At 63.9% G+C, this 20,795-nt stretch carries 20 protein-coding genes; 7 read left to right on the forward strand and 13 right to left on the reverse strand.

The genetic code is table 11. From position 1 onward, the window contains the following. Positions 1-39 precede the first annotated feature (39 nt). A complete protein-coding gene (locus ACFO3A_RS12075) occupies positions 40-516 on the forward strand; it encodes an ABC transporter substrate-binding protein (RefSeq protein ID WP_377726630.1) in 477 nt (158 codons plus the stop codon). A gap of 136 nt (positions 517-652) precedes the next feature. On the opposite strand, the gene ACFO3A_RS12080 is transcribed toward ACFO3A_RS12075, so the two are convergent. The 13 genes from ACFO3A_RS12080 to ACFO3A_RS12140 all read right to left on the reverse strand — a co-directional run bounded on the left by ACFO3A_RS12080 (position 653) and on the right by ACFO3A_RS12140 (position 16,951). Continuing rightward, positions 653-1,372, reverse strand: coding sequence for a hypothetical protein (locus ACFO3A_RS12080; protein ID WP_377726633.1), 720 nt, complete (start codon positions 1,370-1,372; stop codon positions 653-655). 26 nt (positions 1,373-1,398) lie between these two features. Next, positions 1,399-2,244: a 4,5-DOPA-extradiol-dioxygenase gene (gene ygiD / locus ACFO3A_RS12085; RefSeq protein ID WP_377726635.1), complete on the reverse strand. Its 846-nt coding sequence runs from the start codon at positions 2,242-2,244 to the stop codon at positions 1,399-1,401. Between the two features lie 94 nt (positions 2,245-2,338). Then, entirely contained in the window at positions 2,339-3,979 is a 1,641-nt protein-coding gene (locus ACFO3A_RS12090; protein WP_377726637.1) for a 3-(methylthio)propionyl-CoA ligase, read from the reverse strand. A gap of 144 nt (positions 3,980-4,123) precedes the next feature. Continuing rightward, a complete protein-coding gene (locus ACFO3A_RS12095) occupies positions 4,124-5,380 on the reverse strand; it encodes an acyl-CoA dehydrogenase family protein (protein ID WP_377726641.1) in 1,257 nt (418 codons plus the stop codon). Between the two features lie 116 nt (positions 5,381-5,496). Further along, positions 5,497-6,597: a phosphotransferase gene (locus ACFO3A_RS12100; protein WP_377726645.1), complete on the reverse strand. Its 1,101-nt coding sequence runs from the start codon at positions 6,595-6,597 to the stop codon at positions 5,497-5,499. A gap of 6 nt (positions 6,598-6,603) precedes the next feature. Further along, positions 6,604-7,323 (reverse strand): Crp/Fnr family transcriptional regulator, encoded by a 720-nt coding sequence (locus ACFO3A_RS12105; protein ID WP_377726647.1) that lies wholly within the window; start codon positions 7,321-7,323, stop codon positions 6,604-6,606. Positions 7,324-7,509: 186 nt separating this feature from the next. Beyond that, complete coding sequence (gene pbpG, locus ACFO3A_RS12110; protein ID WP_377726649.1) at positions 7,510-8,595, reverse strand: D-alanyl-D-alanine endopeptidase; 1,086 nt, start codon at positions 8,593-8,595, stop codon at positions 7,510-7,512. Positions 8,596-8,911: 316 nt separating this feature from the next. Then, positions 8,912-10,465 carry a 2-isopropylmalate synthase gene (locus tag ACFO3A_RS12115; protein WP_377726652.1) on the reverse strand — a complete coding sequence of 518 codons (1,554 nt, stop codon included), beginning with the start codon at positions 10,463-10,465 and terminating at the stop codon, positions 8,912-8,914. A 42-nt stretch (positions 10,466-10,507) separates the two neighbouring features. Next, complete coding sequence (gene leuA, locus ACFO3A_RS12120; protein WP_377726654.1) at positions 10,508-12,175, reverse strand: 2-isopropylmalate synthase; 1,668 nt, start codon at positions 12,173-12,175, stop codon at positions 10,508-10,510. Between the two features lie 250 nt (positions 12,176-12,425). Then, positions 12,426-13,253: a CDP-diacylglycerol--serine O-phosphatidyltransferase gene (gene pssA, locus ACFO3A_RS12125; protein ID WP_377726656.1), complete on the reverse strand. Its 828-nt coding sequence runs from the start codon at positions 13,251-13,253 to the stop codon at positions 12,426-12,428. 132 nt (positions 13,254-13,385) lie between these two features. Next, positions 13,386-14,402, reverse strand: coding sequence for a ketol-acid reductoisomerase (gene ilvC, locus ACFO3A_RS12130; RefSeq protein WP_377726658.1), 1,017 nt, complete (start codon positions 14,400-14,402; stop codon positions 13,386-13,388). 92 nt (positions 14,403-14,494) lie between these two features. After that, complete coding sequence (gene ilvN, locus ACFO3A_RS12135; protein ID WP_377726661.1) at positions 14,495-14,986, reverse strand: acetolactate synthase small subunit; 492 nt, start codon at positions 14,984-14,986, stop codon at positions 14,495-14,497. Between the two features lie 171 nt (positions 14,987-15,157). Continuing rightward, complete coding sequence (locus ACFO3A_RS12140; protein WP_377726664.1) at positions 15,158-16,951, reverse strand: acetolactate synthase 3 catalytic subunit; 1,794 nt, start codon at positions 16,949-16,951, stop codon at positions 15,158-15,160. A 303-nt stretch (positions 16,952-17,254) separates the two neighbouring features. On the opposite strand from ACFO3A_RS12140, the gene ACFO3A_RS12145 reads away from it, so the two are divergent. The 6 genes from ACFO3A_RS12145 to ACFO3A_RS12170 all read left to right on the forward strand — a co-directional run bounded on the left by ACFO3A_RS12145 (position 17,255) and on the right by ACFO3A_RS12170 (position 20,726). Continuing rightward, a complete protein-coding gene (locus ACFO3A_RS12145) occupies positions 17,255-17,827 on the forward strand; it encodes an RNA polymerase sigma factor (protein ID WP_377726666.1) in 573 nt (190 codons plus the stop codon). Next, on the forward strand, positions 17,824-18,279 hold the full coding sequence (locus tag ACFO3A_RS12150) for a DUF3619 family protein (protein WP_377726669.1): 456 nt from the start codon (positions 17,824-17,826) through the stop codon (positions 18,277-18,279). The genes ACFO3A_RS12145 and ACFO3A_RS12150 overlap by 4 nt, the downstream gene beginning before the upstream one ends. A gap of 60 nt (positions 18,280-18,339) precedes the next feature. Then, the gene (locus ACFO3A_RS12155; protein ID WP_377726671.1) at positions 18,340-19,161 is read left to right on the forward strand and encodes a DUF3106 domain-containing protein; all 822 of its coding nucleotides are present in this window, start codon (positions 18,340-18,342) and stop codon (positions 19,159-19,161) included. A gap of 67 nt (positions 19,162-19,228) precedes the next feature. Beyond that, positions 19,229-19,729: an RDD family protein gene (locus ACFO3A_RS12160; RefSeq protein ID WP_377726672.1), complete on the forward strand. Its 501-nt coding sequence runs from the start codon at positions 19,229-19,231 to the stop codon at positions 19,727-19,729. After that, positions 19,726-20,109, forward strand: coding sequence for a diacylglycerol kinase (locus ACFO3A_RS12165; RefSeq protein ID WP_377726676.1), 384 nt, complete (start codon positions 19,726-19,728; stop codon positions 20,107-20,109). The genes ACFO3A_RS12160 and ACFO3A_RS12165 overlap by 4 nt, the downstream gene beginning before the upstream one ends. After that, positions 20,106-20,726 (forward strand): LOG family protein, encoded by a 621-nt coding sequence (locus ACFO3A_RS12170; protein WP_377726680.1) that lies wholly within the window; start codon positions 20,106-20,108, stop codon positions 20,724-20,726. Before ACFO3A_RS12165 ends, ACFO3A_RS12170 begins: the two co-directional genes overlap by 4 nt. The last annotated feature ends 69 nt before the right edge of the window (positions 20,727-20,795 follow it).

A 20,795-nucleotide genomic window follows, 5' to 3' on the forward strand; every position in this document is an offset into this window, starting at 1 on the left:
AGTTCCGAAACTTGTACAACCGAAAAGAAAGTGATGTATATGACAACGACTACCCTGCGTGCGGCGGCTTCTGTTCTGGCGGTCACCATTGCGGCGTTTGCCATCCCCTCCGAGGCCCAGGCCAAGCGCCTGGGTGCGAAAAGGCCGGCGGCACGTCCTGCTGCGGTGAGCAAGGCGCCTGCCCGGCCCGCCACCCCCGCTGCACCCGCAGCCGCACAACGGCCTGCTGCTGCCACCCCGGCCGCGCAAGCGCCCGCAGCAGCCGCCCCGGCTGCCAGCGGCGGCTCCGGCATGATGGGCACGATGGCAGGTGCCGCCGTCGGCGCCGTGGCCGGCACGATGGCGGGCAATGCCCTGGCCGGCACCTTCCAGGGCGACAAGCAAGACCCGAACGCCGCCGCCAAGGCCCAGGCGGAAGCCGACGCCCAGGCTGCCGAAGCCGAAGCCGCCGCCCTGCAACAACAACTGGACGCCGCCCGGGCCAAGGCAGCCACCGCACGCGCTGCGGCACAGTAAGCACGGCCACCATCCATACCCAGGGCATTGCAGGCGTTGACCGCCTGCAATGCCCTGATGGTTTCTGCTCAGCGCCTGTTCATGCTCTTTTCAGGGTGTCCGTTGCCCGGCCAAGGCAGCAGATGCAAGGCGCCGCTCAGACCCGCTCATCGCCGCTGCGGGCATTCAAACCCAGGCCCAGCGCCATGCCACCACCCCCTCCGCCGCTGCCGCCGCCACCCGCACGGCCATTGCGGCCTGTGCTTTCGCCGCCCCGGCGGTTGCCGGAACCGCCCTGAACGCCGGGCCGCTGCGGGCCCTGGCTGGGCACGACGACATCGGCGGGAATGGCTTCCAGATACAGCGCCTGCCGGATGTATTGGCGCAGGGAGACAACGAGCTGCGCCGTCTGCACGGGGCGGCCCTGCACCATGTCGTGGGCGGCCTGGGCAGCCATGCGCACCTGCTCCTCGGTGCCCAGCAGGATGATGTCGGAGAGTACGGCCTCCACCGCGTCCCGGGTGCGACGCTGGCGCTCGGAGCTGCCGCCCTCGGCGGGGGTGTCGTCGTCTTCATCCAGCGGCACCGGCTCTGGCGCAGCATCCCGGCCCTCGGCCTGAACCGCCCGCGCTTCGCGCAGGTGCGTGGGGCTGACGGTCAGGTTGCCGGTAAACGAGCCGCCCAGCACCTTGTACGCCGCAATCAGGGTGCGCAGACGTTCGTTGATCTGGCGGTTTTCCCGTTCGCGCCGCTTTTGCACGATCTGCATGAACAGCAGGCGCACGCCCATCATCATCATGGTCATCACCAGCAGGCTGATGACCGTGCCGGCAATGGCCGACCAGGAGCTGAAATCCAGCAAGCCCGTTCCCCGCATCGCCCTTCCCCCTTCTGCGCCTTGCGCTAATCGGGACTCCACTGCACCGACCGCATGCCGATCGACGCCATTTGAAACCCGGCATTGAAAAATTGCGGCACATCCCCGTCCTGCGCGGCGGCAGCGGCATACAGCAGGGGCAGGAAATGCTCGTGCGTGGGATGGCAGACCTCGGTGATGTCGCCCCAGCGCTCGAACTCGGCCAGCGATGCCAGTTGCCCGGCCAGGATCAGATTGGCCACGCGGTCGTCGAACTGCAACGCCCAGCGATAGGTGGCGTTGATCCCGGTGCCCTGACGCAGGGTGGAGAGGTTATGCACCAGATTGCCGCTGGCCACCACCAGCACGCCCTGCTCGCGCAGCACGGCCAGTTGCCGGCCCAGCGCCCAGTGTTCTGCCGCCGGGCGGGTGATGTCCATGCTCAACTGCACCACCGGAATGTCGGCCTGCGGGAACATGGGCAGCAGCACGCCCCAGGCGCCGTGGTCCAGGCCGCGTTGCGGATCGACATTCAGCGGCTTGCCGGTGGCCGGGCTGGTCAGCGCCGCCGCCAGCGCCTGGGCCAATGCAGGCGCACCGGGCGCCGGGTAGCGGCACTGGTACAGCTCGGGCGGGAAACCGTGAAAGTCATGCAGCGTGGCCGGCTGCGCCGCGCCGGTAAGTGCCCAGCCCCCACCCGTGAGCCAGTGGGCCGAGATGCACAGAATGCACTGCGGGCGCGGGTAGCGTTGCAGCAGCGCCTGGCCCACGTCGCGCCAGGTCAGGTGCCAGGCATTTTTCTCCAGCGCATTGAGCGGGCTGCCATGCCCGACGAACAGCACCGGCAGGCGGGAGGAGGCAGGCAATGGCGACAGGGCAGCATGGACAGGCATGGCAGCGATTACACCAAAAAACGCACGCCCCGGCGGCCATCGCGCTGGCCGCCGGGGCGTTGACCCCTGGCTGGGGATGGAGATGGGTATGGGGTTAGCGCAAATCGGGCAATTGGTACCCGACCAGAACCTCGCGCAGCCTGGTTTTCAGCATCTTGCCGGTGGCGCCCAGCGGAATCGCATCGACAAACACCACATCGTCCGGGATTTGCCACTTGGCCAGCTTGCCCGCGTAAAAGTCCAGCAGCGCCTCGCGCGAGACGCTGGCCCCGGGCTTGGTGGCCACCACCACGATCGGGCGCTCGTCCCATTTGGGGTGCGGCATCCCGACACAGGCGGCCATGGCCACGGCGGGGTGGCCCATGGCGATGTTTTCAATGTCGATGGAGCTGATCCATTCGCCGCCGGACTTGATCACGTCCTTGCTGCGGTCGGTAATCTGCATGAAGCCATCGGCATCGATGGTGGCCACATCGCCCGTGGGCAGCCAGCCCAGGCCGGCTTCATCGACGATCAGCGGGCTTTCGCCCTTGTAGTACTGCTGCAAGATCCACGGCCCGCGCACCAACAGATCGCCATAGGTCTTGCCGTCCCAGGGCTGGGCACGGCCATCGCCGCCGACGATTTTCATCTCCACCCCGTAAATCGCCCGGCCCTGCTTGGCGCTGATCTTGCGCTGCTCCTCCTTGGGCAGGGCCATCTGGCCGCTTTTGAAAGTGCAGACCGCGCCCAGGGGGCTGGTTTCGGTCATACCCCAGGCGTGCAGCACCTGCACGCCCAGGCCGTCTTCAAACGCGGCAATCATGGCCGGCGGGCAGGCCGCGCCGCCGATGACGGTGCGCTTCAAGCTGCTGAAGCGCAGCTGCTGCGGCTGCACGTGGGACAGCAGCATTTGCCAGATGGTGGGCACACCGGCAGCAAAGGTGACGCCTTCGGCCTCCATCAGTTCATACAGGGATTTGCCGTCCAGCGCCGGGCCGGGCAGCACCAGCTTGGCCCCGATTTGCGCCGCGGTGTACGGAATGCCCCAGGCATTGACGTGGAACATGGGCACGACGGGCAGCACCGCATCGCGTGCCGACAGGCCCATCGAATCGGGCAGCGCTGCGGCATAGGCGTGCAAGGTGCTGGAGCGGTGGCTGTACAGCGCCCCTTTGGGGTTGCCCGTAGTGCCGCTGGTGTAGCACAGGCTGGAGGCGGTGTTTTCATCGAACTGCGGCCAGTGGTAACGGCCATCGTGGCCGGCAATCCAGGCTTCGTAGCTGATCAGGCCGGGGATGCCGCTATCCGCAGGCAACTTGTCGGCATCGCACAGCGCCACCCATTGCTTCACCGTGGGGCAATGGCTGTGGACGGCTTGCACCAGGGGCAGAAAGCTCAGGTCGAAACACAGCACCTCGTCTTCGGCGTGGTTCACGATCCAGGCCACCTGCTCGAAATGCAGGCGCGGGTTGATGGTGTGCAGCACCCGGCCCGAACCGCTGACGCCGTAATACATCTCCAGATGGCGGTAGCCGTTCCAGGCAATGCTGGCCACCCGGGCGCCGTGGGCCAGGCCCAGCGCATCCAGCGCTTGCGCCAATTGCTTGGAACGCTGGCATACATCGGCCCAGGTGTAGCGGTGGATATCGCCTTCCACCCGGCGCGATACCACCTCGGTCGTCCCATGGTAACGGGCGGCAAATTCCACCATCGAAGAAATCAGCAACTGCTGGTTTTGCATCAATCCTTGCATCTAGCGTCTCCTTGTTTATTCCATCGCAAGCCTGCCGGCAACAACCGCGCATCGTAAAACATGTACGGTCGTTCGTATTTACGGAGTTGTACGGGGCCAGGCATCTTTTGCACCCGATGCCCGCCCCCATCCACTCCTTCGCGCTTACCTGGGCAGGCGCTCCTTGGGCGGCAGCCACTTGGCCAGTTCCCATTTGGCAATGGCGGCACGATGCACTTCGTCCGGGCCGTCGGCAAAGCGCAGCGTGCGGGCGTTGGCGTAGGCAAAGGCCAGCGGCGTGTCCTCGCTCACGCCAGCGCCGCCGTACACCTGCATGGCCCAGTCGATGACCTGGCAGGCCAGATTGGGGGCGACGACCTTGATCATGGCGATCTCGGTTTTCGCCACCTTGTTGCCCACGGTGTCCATCATCCATGCGGCTTTCAGCGTCAGCAGCCGCGCCATGTCGATCTGGCAGCGGGCGTTGGCGATGCGCTCCTGCGTCACGCCTTGCTGGGCCAGCAGCTTGCCGAAGGCGGTGCGCGACAGGGCACGTTGGCACATCAGCTCCAGCGCCCGCTCGGCCTGGCCAATCAGGCGCATGCAGTGGTGGATGCGCCCGGGGCCAAGGCGCCCCTGGGCAATTTCAAAGCCCCGGCCCTCGCCCAGCAAAATATTCTCGACCGGTACGCGCACGTTCTCGAACAGCACTTCGCCGTGGCCGTGCGGCGCATCGTCGTAGCCGAACACCTGCACCGGGCGCACGATGGTGATGCCGGGGGTGTCCGCTGGCACCACGATCATGCTTTGCTGCACATGCTTGGGCGCATCGGGGTCGGTCTTGCCCATGGTGATGAAGACCTTGCAGCGCGGGTCGTTGGCGCCCGAGGTCCACCACTTGCGCCCATTGATGACGTAGTGGTCGCCGTCGCGCTCGATGCGGGTGCAGATGTTGGTGGCGTCACTCGATGCCACTTCCGGCTCGGTCATGGCGAAGGCGGAGCGGATTTCGCCTTCCAGCAGGGGTTTGAGCCAACGCGCCTTGATGGCTTCGCTGCCGTAGCGGGCAATGGTTTCCATATTGCCGGTGTCGGGGGCAGAGCAGTTGAACACTTCGCTGGCCCAGAAGACGCGGCCCATGATCTCGGCCAGCGGGGCGTACTCGGCATTGGTCAGGCCCGCGCCGTGGTAGCCCGAGGCTTCGGCGGTATCCACGGGCAGGAACAGGTTCCACAGCCCCTGGGCCTGGGCCTCGTCCTTCAGGCGGGCCAGCAGCTTCAGCGGCGTCCAGCGCTGGCCGGCGGCGGTGTTGGCGGCCAGTTCGCGCTGGAACTCGGCCTCGTTGGGGTAGATGTGCGCGTCCATGAAGCGCAGCAGGCGCTGCTGCAAGTCCTGGGTTTTGGCGGAATAGGCAAAGTCCATGAATCGTCCTCCTGAAAAAATGGGCGTGAGCAACCCCATTCCCTATAGCTGCTGCCGTAGGGAAATAAAGGGATTGAAGGTGAAAACGGTTTAAAAACCAGTAACAGACAGCGCTGCTAGCTATTCTTTTGTCGATGTTGCAGCGCCTGCTGCCAGGCCATCTCGGCCATGGGCCGGGCCAGGGCGCCCGAGGCCTTGGCCTGGGCGCTGGCCGCCGTGCCGTTTTCCACCCGCTTGGCAATGCCTTGCAGGATGGCGGCGATGCGGAACATGTTGTAGGCCAGGTAAAAGTGCCAGTCGGCCAAAAGCTGCTGCGGGTCGGCAAAGCCGGTGCGCTGGCAATAGCGCTGCACGTATTCTTCTTCGCCAGGAATGCCCAGGGCGGCCAGATCGAGGCCCCCGATGCCCCGGCCCAGGCTGGCCGGGATGTGCCAGCTCATGCAGTGGTAGGCGAAGTCGGCCAGCGGGTGGCCCAGGGTGGACAGCTCCCAATCCAGCACGGCCAGGGCCTGTGTGCCCTCGGCGGCAAAAATCAGATTGTCCAGCCGGTAATCGCCATGCACGATGGCCACGCGGCTTTCATCGCGGGCGCTGGCCGGGATGTTCTGCGGCAGCCAGTCCATGAGCTGGTCCATCTCGGCAATCGGCGCGGTGATGCTGGCCTGGTACTGCTTGCTCCAGCGGCCGATCTGGCGCTCGAAATAATTGCCGGGCTTGCCGAAGCCGGCCAGGCCGCAGGCCGCCACATCGACGCTGTGCAGGGCGGCGATGATGCGGTTCATCTCGTCGTAGATGGCCCCGCGCTCGGCCCCGCTCATGCCGGGCAGGGACTGGTCCCACAGCACGCGCCCGGCCTTGAATTCCATGATGTAGAAGGCGCGGCCAATGACGGATTCGTCCTCGCACAGCGCCAGCATCTTCGGCACCGGCACGGCAGAACCGGCCAGGGCGTGCATGACCTGGTATTCGCGCTCGATGGCATGGGCCGAAGGCAGCAGTTTGGCCACCGGCCCGGGTTTGGCCCGCATGACGTAACTGGCGTGCGGGGTGACCAATTTGTAGGTGGGGTTGGACTGGCCGCCCTTGAACATCTCCACCGTCAGCGGCCCGGCAAAACCGGGGACATGGGCCGCTAGCCAGGAGGTGAGCGCCTGCTCATCCAGTGCATGGGCGGCGGCAACGGGCTTGGTTCCTACAAAATGGTCAAAATTTGGCATAACTTCCTAGGTGGTTGTCCCGGCAATGCCCAGCAGTGCCTCGCTGTCGCGCACTACCAGACCGCCGGGTTCGATACGGATGACGTCCTCGCGCTCCATGGTTTTGAGTTCCTGGTTCACGCGCTGGCGCGAGGCCCCCAACAGCTGGGCCAGCTCCTCCTGCGCCAGTTGCAGGCCGATGCGCACTTCCTTGCCGTTTTCCAGGCAGGGAATGCCATAGCTGCGCACCAGGTGCAGCAGTTGCTTGGCCAGACGCGCCCGCAGCGGCAGGGTGTTGAGGTCTTCCACCAACCCGTACAGCTGGCGGATGCGCCGCGCCTGCAGCCACAGCATGGCTTCGTAAAACTCGACGTGGGTACTCAGAATGCGCTTGAAATCGGCCTTGGCCACGCACAACAGCGTGGTGGCGCCGTGGGCATAGGCATCGTGGGTGCGCCGGTCGCCATCGAAGATGGAAACCTCGCCGAACCACACGCCCGGCTCCACATAGGTCAGCGTGATCTGCTTGCCCGAAATGGATGTGGAACTGACACGCACCGCCCCCTTGGCACAGGCGATCCACTCCTCGGGGGCTTCGCCCCGGGCGCAGATCAGGGCACCATCTTTGAAGCGTTTGACGTAGGCACATCGCAATATGTCGTGTTTTAAGGTGGGAGAGAGGGTCGAGAACCAACGCCCGGCGTTAATCGCCTCGCGTTCCTCGATCGTAAGAATCGGGTTGTCCATGGTCTGTCCTATGGGTGACTGGAAAAGGCGTTTTTGTCGCACGGGCGACGCAGGGGCAAAACGCGCTTGATTATCAAACAATAAAAAAAGAGCTGCTTGCGCTTTATCTTCAATGATTTCAAGGTGATTTAACCCTGAAATCCCGATGAAGAAAGCGCAAACAGCTCTCTTTTTTTACAACTTTGTTCAGGAGTGATCCGCCCCGGCCTCGATCCACTGGCGCACACGCTGGGCATCGCCCAAGCGGCTGTATTTGCCGACCGAATCCAGGAACACCATGATCAGGTTGCGCCCGGCCACCTCGGCCTGCATCACCAGGCAGCGCCCGGCCTCGGAGATGTAGCCGGTCTTTTGCAGGCCGATCTCCCAATCGTCGCTCTTGACCAGACGGTTGGTGTTGTTGAACTGCAGGGTGCGCTTGCCCACCTCGACCTCGGCGCTGGGCCAGGTGGAAAACGAGCGCAGCAGCGGCTCGGCGTGCGCCACGTTCACCAGCGTGGCCAGATCGCGGGCGCTGGACTGGTTGCTGCTGGACAGGCCCGTCGGCTCGACAAAGCGCGTGGCCGTCATGCCCAGCAGCTTGGCCTTGAAATTCATTTGCTCGACAAAGGCATCCATGCCGCCCGGGTAAGTCCGTCCCAGCGCGTGGGCTGCGCGGTTTTCGCTGGACATCAGCGCCAGATGCAGCAGTTCGCGGCGCGACAGCGTGGTGCCCACCTGCAGGCGCGAGCTGCTGCGCTTGACGGTATCCACATCCGCCTGGGTGATGGTGATGAGTTCATCCATCGGCAGCTGGGCATTGGCCACCACCAGCCCGGTCATGAGTTTGGAGATGGAGGCAATCGGCAGCACCACCTGCTCGTTCTTGCTGAGCAGCACCTCCTTGGTGTCCTGGTCCATCACCAGGGCCACGCTGGACTCCAGGGCCAGGGGATCATGCACCTGGTGCAGTCCGGCCAGCTGCCCGAAGGACAGGCGCGGCGCCACCGCAGCAGCAGCGACGGCGGCCTTGGCAGCGGTCTTTTTCCTGGCAGCGGCAGTTTTGCTGCTACGCACGGGGGCCGCCTTCCTGGCCCCCACCTTGCGGGCCGGCGCCGCCTTGGCGACGGTTTTCTTGGCCGGAGCCTTCTTGGCAGCCGTTGCCGCCGGTTTACCCGACTTGCCGGTATTGGCCTTGCCCGCATGGGCTACCGGCACGGCCAGCGCGGCCCCCAACACCACCACCGAAGCGGCACGAACCAGCCGCCCCCAAAAAACCTTGGCATTCCCCATCACCACGCTCCCTGACCCTGAACCTACAGACCCTGCCCTGATGAGCTGCTACCGGCGGCGCTGCTCCGCGCTGGCACCGGAAACGACCAACGCACCGCCGCATTGCAGACACGCTGCAACCATTGGCAATGCGTTCTTAGAACCTGTTCATCCCGCCGTCATTCCCGCGCAGGCGGGAATCCAGCAACGGCCCTACCGCAATCACTGTTGCGTCCATCGCCAACGCCGTCACTGGACACCCGCCTACGCGGGTGTGACGCTAGAAAAGCGGGGAGAAATAATCGAGATTCTGAACAGGTTCTTACAAAGGGAAAAATTATATGGCTGCGCCATCCTGCGCCACGACAAAATCCGACTGGGTATACAGACGATTGAGCGCATTCAGATAGCCCCGGGCCGAGGCGACGACGATGTCCGGATCGGCCCCCACGCCATTGACCACGCGGCCTGCCCGCTGCAGACGCACCGTGACCTCGCCCTGGCTTTCGGTGGAGCCGCTGATGGCATTGATGGAAAACAGCAGCATTTCCGCACCGCTGTTGACCTGGCTTTCGATGGCCTTGAAGCAGGCATCGACCGGGCCGTTGCCCTGGGCGCAGGCTTTCACCTCCCGGCCCGCGTGCTGGAACACCACTTCGGCGTGCGAAGGCTCGCCGGTTTCGCTGTGCTGGGAGAGGGAGACGAAGGCAAAGAGGTCGTCCGGCGTTTTCGCGCCTTCCATCTGCACCAGGGCCAGGATGTCCTCGTCGAAAATCTCGCTCTTGCGATCGGCAAGCTCCTTGAAACCGGCAAAGGCGGTGTTGATGGCCGCTTCGCTGTCCAGCTCCACGCCCAACTCGTGCAGGCGCTGCTTGAAGGCGTTGCGCCCGGAGAGCTTGCCCAGCACGATCTTGTTGGCGGCCCAGCCCACGTCCTCGGCCCGCATGATTTCGTAGGTGTCCCGCGCCTTGAGTACGCCGTCCTGGTGAATGCCGCTGGCGTGAGCAAAGGCATTGGCCCCGACCACCGCCTTGTTCGGCTGCACGACAAAGCCGGTGGTCTGGCTGACCATGCGGCTGGTGGCGACGATGTGCTCGGTGGCGATGTTCACGTCCAGATCGAAATAATCGCGCCGCGTTTTCACGGCCATGACAATTTCTTCCAGGGCGCAATTGCCGGCCCGCTCGCCCAGGCCGTTGATGGTGCATTCCACCTGCCGCGCCCCGCCGATCTTCACGCCCGCCAGGCTGTTAGCCACGGCCATGCCCAGGTCGTTGTGGCAATGCACGCTCCAGACCGCCTTGTCGGCGTTGGGCACGCGCTCGCGCAGGTTCTTGATGAAATTGCCGTACAGCTCGGGAATGGCATAGCCCACGGTGTCGGGGATGTTGATGGTGGTGGCCCCCTCATGGATCACCGCCTCGATCACGCGGGCCAGAAAATCCGGCTCGCTGCGGTAGCCGTCCTCGGCGCTGAACTCGATGTCGTCCAGCAGATTGCGGGCAAAGCGCACGCTGCGCCTTGCCTGCTCCAGCACCTCCTCGGGGGACATGCGCAGCTTTTTCTCCATGTGCAGCGGGCTGGTGGCGATGAAGGTGTGGATGCGGGCGCGGCGGGCGTCCTGCAATGCCTCGGCAGAACGGGCAATGTCCCGGTCATTGGCCCGCGACAGCGAACACACCGTGGCATCCTTCACCGCCCGGGCAATGGCCTGCACGGACTCGAAGTCGCCGTTGGAAGCCGCCGCGAACCCCGCTTCGATCACGTCCACCCGCAGGCGCTCCAACTGGCGGGCAATGCGCACCTTTTCGTCGCGCGTCATGGAGGCGCCAGGCGATTGCTCGCCGTCACGCAAAGTCGTGTCGAAAATGATGAGTTGCCCGTTGCCCATAAAGCCCCCTTGTGTGTTCCGCCATCCGCTGCGCCGACCGGTTTATGCCGCCACGACCGCCTTGACTTTCGAGCGTTGCAGCCCGGAAAGAATAGCGTGCATCGAGGCGGAGACGATATTGGCATCGGTACCTACGCCGTAGATGGTCTGCTCGTTGTTCACCCGCAGTTCGACATAGGCCATCGCCTGGGCATTGGCCCCCTGGCCGATGGCATGTTCGCTGTAGTCCTGCACGCGCAAGGTGCAGCCCAGCGCATCCGACAGCGCCTGCACGAAGGCATCGATCGCGCCATTGCCGCTGCCCTGCAACTGCACGTCCTGGCCCTGCCATTGCAGATGGCCCTGCAATTTGACCAAGCCCTTTTCCTGCTGCATGGCGTATTGCAGGCCGTGGTCGCTGAACAGGCCGTATTCCTTTTCAAAAACCTTCCACAAATCGGCAGCGGCAAATTCGGTGCCCAGGGCATCCATCTCCTGCTGCACCACCTGGCTGAACTCGATTTGCAGGCGGCGCGGCAATTGCACGCCGTATTCGGCTTCCAGCAGATAGGCAATGCCGCCCTTGCCGGACTGGCTGTTCACGCGAATCACGGCTTCGTAGCTGCGGCCCAGGTCTTTCGGGTCGATGGGCAGATAGGGCATGTCCCAAATTTCTCCCTCCTTGCGGGCCGCAAAGGCTTTCTTGATCGCATCCTGGTGCGAGCCGGAGAACGAGGTATAGACCAGATCGCCCACGTACGGATGGCGCGGATGCACGGGCAACTGGTTGCAATACTCGACCGTGGCGCGGATGGCGTCGATGTCGGAAAAGTCCAGCCCCGGGTTGACGCCCTGGATGTACATATTCAACGCCACGTTCACGATGTCCAGGTTGCCGGTGCGCTCGCCGTTGCCGAACAAGCAGCCTTCCAGGCGATCGGCCCCGGCCATCAGGGCCAGTTCGGCCGTGGCCGTGCCCGTGCCCCGGTCGTTGTGCGGGTGTACCGAGACGACCACGCCATCGCGGCGCTGGATGTTGCGACAGGTCCACTCCACCATGTCGGCAAAGATGTTCGGGCTGGAATGCTCCACGGTCGTGGGCAGATTGATGATGCACTTTTTCTCGGGCGAGGCTTCCCAGACCTCGGTCACGGCATCGATCACGCGCGTGGAAAACTCCAGTTCGGTGTCCGAATACATCTCGGGCGAGTATTCGAACTGCCACTGCGTCTGCGGATACCGCGCGGCCAAGTCCTTGAACATCTGTGCGTGCGTGCGGGCCAGCTCGACGATTTCGTCCTCGCTCATGTTCAGCACCACGCGGCGCATGACCGGCGCAGTGGCGTTGTAGAGGTGGACGATGGCGCGGGGCACGCCCTCCAGGGCTTCAAAGGTGCGGTGGATCAAATGCTCGCGGGCCTGGGTCAGCACCTGCACCGTCACGTCGTCGGGAATGCGCTTTTCCTCGATCAGCTTGCGCATGAAATCGAACTCGGTCTGCGAGGCCGAGGGAAAGCCCACCTCGATCTGCTTGAAGCCGATTTTCACCAGCTGCTCGAACATGCGGATCTTGCGCTCCACGTCCATCGGCTCGATCAGCGCCTGGTTGCCGTCACGCAAATCGACACTGCACCAGATGGGCGGGTGGGTGATCTGCGCGTCCGGCCAGGTGCGGTCGCGCAAGTTCACGGGGGCAAAGGGGCGGTATTTGCTGGAAGGGTTGTGCAACATGGTGGTGTCTCTCTGGTGAAAAAAGGGCTTGTGGCCCGGAAAAACAAAAACGGCCCGTGGCTGAAAGCTACGGGCCGCAAGAAAGTAGTGGTGTGAAAACGCGTGCGCTACTAGCTCTGCCCGGAGGACATGCGTAGTAGTAGGGTAATTTGCTGCGTGAACATGCTTGGCACTCTAGCACATTCTTGCTGCAATGCACCCAGCGCGGTTGGCGCAGACAGCACACGCATTTCAAGACACCGACAAACCGCTACTGGTGCAGGCCGCGTTCGTCCGGCTCGTCTTTCGATGTGCTGATGACGCTGGTGGGCTGGCCCTTGGCCTTGCGCCACAGGTAAACCCCGTAGCCGCTGAAGCCATAAATGGCAAACACCGCAAACAGCACGGAGGGGGCATGGATGTTGACCAGCGCAATCACCAGGGGAATCAGCACGATGGCGGCAAAGGGCACGCTGCGCTTGAAGTTGATGTCCTTGAAGCTGTAGAACGGGGCGTTGGTGACCATCGTCAAACCGGCGTACAGCGTCAGGCCGAACATCACCCAGGACATTTGCTGCCAGGTAAGCAGCCCGTCGTCGCTGCCGCGCACGACGCCGTAATCGTCCATCAGCCAGATGAAGCCCACGACCAGGGCCGCAGCGGCGGGCGAGGGCAGGCCCTGGAACCAGCGTTTATCGACCACCCCGGTATTGACGTTGAACCGCGCCAGGCGCAGTGCGGCGCAGGAGCAATAGACGAAAGCCGCAATCCAGCCCCAGCGCCCCAGTCCCTTGAGCGCCCAGACATAGGAGATCAGCGCCGGGGCCACGCCGAAGGACACCATGTCCGAGAGCGAATCCATCTGCTCGCCAAAGGCGCTTTGGGTGTTGGTCATGCGGGCCACACGGCCATCGAGGCTGTCGAAGAGCATGGCGAACAGCACGCCGTAGGCGGCCAGGGTAAAGCTGCCGTTCATGGCCATGACGATGGAATAGAAGCCGCCGAACAGGGCCGCCAGGGTGAACAGGTTGGGCAGGATGTAGATGCCCTTGCGGCGCTTGCGCACGCTGACGCCAGCGGCGCTGTCACTGTCTTGCATGAAATGTTTCTCTCTTGAAAACTGCCCTGCCAGGGGCAGCCGTTAAAACTTCCCTATTCTACGCAGGGCCGCAGCTGCCGGACGCCCACGAAAAAGGCCACCGAAGTGGCCTTGGGCAGAAGCAAGCGCTGCTTAGTTGCGGGTCTGGTCGACCAGCTTGTTCTTGGCGATCCAGGGCATCATGGCACGCAGCTGGCCGCCCACCTGCTCGATGGCGTGTTCGGCGTTCTGGCGGCGGCGGGCCGTCATGCTCGGGTAGTTGGTCTTGCCTTCCTGGATGAACATCTTGGCGTATTCGCCGTTCTGGATGCGCTTCAGGGCATTGCGCATGGCCTTGCGTGATTCTTCGTTGATGACTTCGGGGCCGGTCACGTACTCGCCATACTCCGCGTTGTTGGAGATGGAGTAGTTCATGTTGGCGATGCCGCCTTCGTACATCAGGTCGACGATCAGTTTCAGCTCGTGCAGGCACTCGAAGTAGGCCATTTCGGGGGCGTAGCCGGCTTCGGTCAGGGTTTCGAAGCCCATCTTCACCAGTTCCACCGCACCGCCGCACAGCACGGCCTGTTCGCCGAACAGGTCGGTTTCGGTTTCTTCCTTGAAGTTGGTTTCGATGATGCCGCCCTTGCCGCCGCCGTTGGCCATGGCGTAGGACAGGGCCACGTCACGCGCCTTGCCGGACTTGTCCTGGTAGATGGCGATGAGCGAAGGCACGCCGCCGCCCTTGAGGTATTCGGAGCGCACGGTGTGGCCGGGGCCTTTGGGGGCGACCATGATCACGTCCAGATCGGCGCGGGGCACGACCTGGTTGTAATGCACGTTGAAGCCGTGGGCGAAGGCCAGCGTGCCGCCTTGCTTGATGTTGGGTTCGACGTTGTTCTTGTACACGTCGGGAATGTTTTCGTCGGGCAGCAGGATCATGACCACGTCGGCAGCCTTGACGGCCTCGTCCACTTCCATCACGGTCAGGCCGGCCTTGCCGACCTTGTCCCAGGATGCGCCGCCCTTGCGCAGGCCGACCACGACTTTCACGCCGCTGTCGTTCAGGTTCTGCGCATGGGCGTGGCCCTGGCTGCCGTAGCCGATGATGGCAACGGTCTTGCCCTTGATGAGGGACAGGTCACAGTCCTTGTCGTAGAAAACTTTCATGTTTGACTCCAGAAAAATTCGTTGGGTTGTTGAAATGAACAGGAAACAGGGGAAGCAGGGGAACAGAAGTCCGGGCGCTATTAAACCCGCAATTACACCCGCAAAATGCGCTCGCCCCGGCCAATGCCGCAGGCACCGGTGCGCACCGTCTCCAGGATGGCGCTGCGGTCGATGGCCTGCAGGAAGGCGTCGTTCTTGGTGGCGTCGCCGGTCACCTCAATGGTGTAGCTCTTGTCGGTCACGTCGATGATGCGGCCCCGGAAGATGTCGGCCATGCGCTTCATCTCCTCGCGCTCCTTGCCGACGGCGCGTACCTTGACCATCATCAGCTCGCGCTCGGTGTAGGCGCCTTCGGTCAGGTCGACCACCTTGACCACTTCGATCAGGCGGTTCAGGTGCTTGGTGATCTGCTCGATCACGTCGTCCGAGCCGGTGGTCTGGATGGTCATGCGCGACAGCGAGGCGTCCTCGGTGGGCGCGACGGTGAGCGATTCGATGTTGTAGCCACGCGCCGAGAACAGGCCGACCACGCGCGACAGCGCACCGGCTTCGTTTTCGATCAGAACGGCAATGATGTGTTTCATGGGGTGCTTCCTCTTTTTGCTGCCCTCCCCTGGCGCCGGTAAGCGCCAGGCTTGGCAGGCAATAGATTCTTCAAAATAAGGAGCTTTTTCCGCTTGTCATTATTGATTTTCAGATAGTTTTATACCTGAAAACCAATGAATGCCAGCGGTAAAAGCTATGGTTTTAATGGATTACAGATCGTCCTTGCCCAGCAGCATTTCGGTAATGCCCTTGCCGGCCTGCACCATGGGGAAGACGTTTTCCGTCGGGTCGGTGCGGAAGTCGAGGAAGACGGTTTTGCCTTCCTCGCGCACGATGCGCCGTGCCTCCTGCAAGGCCCATTCGATCTTGGCCGGGTCTTCGATCTTGATGCCGGCGTGGCCATAGGCCTCGGCCAGCTTGACGAAGTCGGGCAGCGAATCCATGTAGCTGTGGCTGTAGCGCCCGGCGTATTCGATCTCCTGCCACTGGCGCACCATGCCCAGGAAGCGGTTGTTCAGGGCGCAGATCACCACCGGCGTGCTGTACTGGAAGCAGGTGGCCAGCTCCTGGATGTTCATCTGGATGGAGCCTTCGCCGGTGATGCAGAACACCTCGGCATCGGGCTTGGCCATCTTGATGCCCATGGCATACGGCAGGCCCACGCCCATGGTGCCCAGCCCGCCGGAGTTGATCCAGCGGCGCGGCTCGTCGAAACGGTAGTACTGCGCGGCCCACATCTGGTGCTGGCCCACGTCGGAGGTGATGTACGCCTCGGTGTCCTTGGTCAGGTTCCACAGGGTTTCGACCACGTGCTGGGGCTTGATGACGTCGCCCTTGCCCTTGCTGTAGTGCAGGCAGTTGCGGCCGCGCCAGGCTTCGATCTGGTCCCACCATGCGACCAGGGCGCCCGCGTCGGGGCGCTGCTCGGTTTCCTGGATCATGGCGATCAGCTCGGTCAGCACTTCCTTGACGTCGCCGACGATGGGGATGTCCACCTTCACGCGCTTGGCAATGACGGAGGGATCGACATCGACATGGATGATCTTGCGGTCTGCCGCCTGGAAGTGCTTGGGGTTGCCGATCACGCGGTCGTCGAAGCGGGCGCCCAGGGCCAGCAGCACGTCGCAGTGCTGCATGGCGTTGTTGGCTTCCATGGTGCCGTGCATGCCCAGCATGCCCAGGTATTTCTTGTCGCTGGCCGGGTAGGCGCCCAGGCCCATCAGGGTGTGGGTGATGGGGTAGCCCAGCATGTCCACCAGGGTGCGCAACTCGGCGCAGGCATTGCCCAGCAGCACGCCGCCACCGGTATAGATGTAGGGGCGCTTGGCTGCCAGCAGCAGTTGCAGGGCCTTGCGGATCTGGCCGGAGTGGCCCTTGCGCACCGGGTTGTAGGAGCGCATCTCCACCTCGCGCGGGTAACCGGCAAAGGGGGTTTTCTTGAACGACACGTCCTTGGGAATATCCACCACCACCGGGCCGGGGCGGCCCGAACGGGCAACGTGAAAGGCTTTTTTCAGCGTCACGGCCAGATCGCGCACATCCTTGACGAGGAAGTTGTGCTTGACCACCGGGCGGGTAATGCCCACGGTGTCGCATTCCTGGAAAGCATCCTGGCCAATGGCCCCCGTAGGCACCTGGCCCGCGATGATGACCATCGGAATCGAATCGGTATACGCCGTGGCGATGCCGGTCACGGCATTGGTCAGGCCGGGGCCGGAGGTGACCAGGGCCACGCCCACTTCGCCCGTGGCGCGGGCAAAGCCGTCGGCGGCATGGACGGCAGCCTGCTCGTGGCGCACCAGCACGTGCTGGATGGTGTCCTGCTTATAGAGCGCGTCGTAGATATAAAGCACCGCACCGCCGGGGTAGCCCCACAGGTACTGCACGCCTTCGGCCTGCAAGGCCTTGACGACGATTTCCGAACCCATCAGTTCAGGCGCGGGATTGGCGGGGGAAGAAGAAGCATCGGCAGCCTGCGCTGCCTGGGATTTGGAGAGTTCCATATGTGTGATTCAACCTTTGTGAATTTCTCTGACGAAAAACCTTCGGTGCCCCTTGCACGCAGCCCTTGTGGGACCGGCTTGGGACTTAGGGCCACAATCATGGGCGTTGCTACGTAACCGCCGAACCGTGACCCGTTTGCCTTTGCGCACTGCAATACATGCTGCAATGCGAGGCTTCATTATGGCACTGCAACATCGCGGCCCCCGTCCCTTTTACGGCGCAAGCCCACGCAATGCGATAATCCACCTTTTCCCGTAGGCGAGAGCGCCTGCACACCCTCCTTCCTTCACGTCCGCTGCCCCTTGGCCACCGCACAAGAGCTCAACAATTTCCTGCAAAGCGTCGATAAACGCGCTTTCAAACGCACCTTCTACCAGGTGCGTGACGAGGAGGCCGCCCTGGACATCGTGCAGGATAGTATGCTCAAGCTCAGCCAGCACTACGGCGACAAGCCGGTGCAGGAGCTGCCCATGCTGTTTCACCGCATCCTGGCCAACGGCACCCTGGACTGGTTTCGGCGGCAAAAAACCCGCAATGCCCTGTTCACCAACCTGTCCGATCTGGAGCATGCTGCCGGTGCTGATCACGAAGACTTCGACTGGATGCAGACCTATGCCAGCAACGCCCAGGACAGTACCGACAACAGCGCCGAGACACTGACCGAACGCAAACAACTGCTGCAAAGTATTGAAAAAGAAATCCAGATGTTGCCCGCACGTCAACGTGAAGCCTTTTTATTGCGTTACTGGGAAGAGCTGGACGTTGCCGAAACGGCAGCCACCATGGGCTGCTCGGAAGGCAGCGTCAAAACCCATTGCTTTCGGGCCGTGCAAGCCTTGAGCAAGGCTTTGAAAGCACAAGGAATCGAACTATGACGACCCCATCCCCCTCCTTCACGCCCCTGGACGAGCAGGCCCAGGAGCGCTTTGCCCGTACCCTGGTGGCGCACCTGAACCACTCGCAGGAGGCATTGCCCTACGTCGTCACCGAACGCCTGCGGGCCGCCCGCGAGCAGGCCGTGGCCCAGCGCAAACGCGCCGGCACGCCCCTGCACCAGCACGCCCCGGCAAGCCAGTTGCAAACAGCGGGCGCCGGTGGCAGCCTGCATGACAACACCCCCGTCTGGCTGCGCCGGGCGCTGACGCTGCTGCCCCTGCTGGCCCTGGCCATCGGCCTGGTCACCATCAGCGTGCAGCAGGACCAGCGGGCCACCGTCGGCGTGGCCGAACTCGATGCCGAGCTGCTCACCAGCGCCCTGCCGCCGGACGCCTACACCGACCCCGGCTTCCTGCACTTCCTGCAGACCAGCCAGACCGCAACCCCCTGAATCGCTTCATAAGGTTCATCTCCCCTGCACGGCATGTCGCCCAGCTCTCCTCCACAGCCTTTGCCATCCTCCACTTCCCGCCTTCCCCTGGCCCTGGCCGGGGCGGTACTGGCTGTGCTGGCGTGCATCGGCGTGTGGCTGCTGCCGTACATGGCCATGGCCCCCAGCGCCCTGCCGCCTGCGCTGGCCGTGCACGAGAGCGAGGGCAGCACGCGCCTGACCACCGACACCCCCAGCAAGCTGCGCCTGAGCAACGCCGGGCCGGAGTGGCAGGACATCACCGCCGCCCAGCGCAAGGTGCTGGAGCCGCTGCACCTGCAATGGCCCGCAATGGGGGCGCTGACCAAACGCCGCTGGCTGGTGCTGGCCGACCGCTACCCGCAAATGGATGAGAAGGAACAGGCCAAGCTGCACGAGCGGATGCTCTCCTGGGCCACCCTGAGCGCCCAGCAGCGCAACCAGGCGCGGTTCAACTTCTCCAACGTCAAGCGCCTCACCCCCGCCGAACTGCTGGCCAAATGGCAGGAATACCAGGCCCTGACCGAGGCGGAAAAAGAGCGCCTCAAGGCCGAAGGCATCAAGGCCGAAAAAGAGCGCAAGGCCAAAAACACCCTGCGCAAACTCCGCCCCAAGCCGCCGGTCAGCCCTGCGCCGCTGCCTGAACCAACCCAGGTGCTGCCTGCCGAATCCCAGGCAGCCCCCGTCACCTCGGCCGTCACCACCGCCGCCCCGGTGCAGGCCACCGCCCTGCCGCCCCTGATCGAAGCCGCCCCGGCCCCGGTGCAGGTGCCCCAGCAGATGTACACCATGGAGCTGCCGCCCCTGAGTCCCCCCGTCCCCGAGGCGGCAGCCCCGGCCACCGCCCCGCAGCCGCAGCCGTGAAGGCGGCGACGACGTTCCGGTTGCATCCATTTTCCGCCCCGACCCCACTCCACCATCGTTCTTCGGCATGTCTGCTTCTTCCCCCGCTTCCCGCACCCTGGCCCCGGCCGGCCTGACCCGGCGCATGGCCTGCTGGCTGTACGAAGGCATCGTGCTGTTCGCCCTGATGATGGTGGCCGTGCTGCTGCAAAGCGCCCTGGCCCTGCTGCTGCCGGCGCTCAACCACCCGGCCCTGCTGCAGGCAACCACCCTGGCGCTGTGGGGGGCGTATTTCATCTACTTCTGGCAACGCGGCCAGACCCTGCCGATGAAAACCTGGCGCATCACGGTGCTGGATGCGCAAGGCCGGCCCTTGAGCCGCGCCCGGGCGCTCACGCGCTACGCTTTTGGCTGGGTCTGGGGGCTGCCGCTGCTGGTACAGCTCACCCCCTGGCATTTGACGGTGCAGGCGCTGGCCACTGCCCTGGCCGCCTGGGTGGTGCTGTGGATGGCGGCCAGCCGCCTGCACCCGCAGGGCCAGTTCTGGCACGACGCCTGGGCCGGCACCCAGCTGGTGCAGGCCGCATGAACGCACCCCACCCCCACAAGGCCCGCCGGGGCTTCTCGCGCCTGTGGCATGCCACGGGGTATTCGCTGCAAGGACTGCAGGCGGGCTGGCAGGAAAAAGCCTTCCGGCTGGAGGCGCAACTGGCCATCGTGCTGCTGCCTGCCGCCTTCTTCCTGGGCCAGACCTGGGTCGAGCGCATCCTGCTGGCGGGCAGCGTGCTGCTGGTGCTGATCGTCGAGCTGCTCAACAGCGGCATCGAGGCGGCCATCGACCGCATCGGCCCGGAGCTGCACCCTTTGTCGAAAAAAGCCAAGGACCTGGGCAGCGCCGCCGTCCTCCTGAGCCTGCTGCTGGTCGGCCTCACCTGGGGCTGCGCCTTACTGGAAAGATTTCTGCCATGACAACCACCACGACGACTACCACCGTTGCCGAACCCACCTTCTCCCTGTGCGTGTACTGCGGTTCGCGCCCCGGCAGCGATGCCGCCTATCTGGAAGCGGCCACCGCTGTCGGCCAGTGGATCGGCCGGCACGGCGGCCAGCTGGTCTACGGCGGCGGGCGCACCGGCCTGATGGGCCAGGTGGCCGAGGCCACCCGCCAGGCCGGCGGGCGCGTGGTGGGCATCATTCCGCAGGCGCTGGTCGATCGGGAGGTCGCCAACGCCCTGTGCGACGAGCTGCACATCGTGGCCAACATGCACCAGCGCAAGGCCATGATGGCCGAGCGCAGCCATGCCTTCCTGGCCCTGCCCGGCGGCATCGGCACCTTCGAGGAGCTGTTCGAGGTCTGGACGTGGCGGCAACTGGGCTACCACGACAAGCCCATCGGCCTGCTGAACGTGGCCGGGTATTACGACAGCCTGCTGCAATTCCTGCACTCGACGGTGACCAACGGCTTCCTGGGCGACTGGCAGATGGATCTGGTGCATAGCGGCGAGGACATCCCGCAATTGCTCGCCCATCTGGTCGAGGCGGCCGGCACCAGCCTGGAAAGCCAGGCGCTGGCCCAGCATATTTAAAAAAGGAGCTTTTTCCGCATAAAAATAAAGGATTTCAGCATTAAAAATACCTGAAATCCTTTTATAGAA

The organism is Comamonas nitrativorans (assembly GCF_042654765.1).
GTDB classification, from domain to species: Bacteria; Pseudomonadota; Gammaproteobacteria; order Burkholderiales; family Burkholderiaceae_C; genus Comamonas; species Comamonas nitrativorans.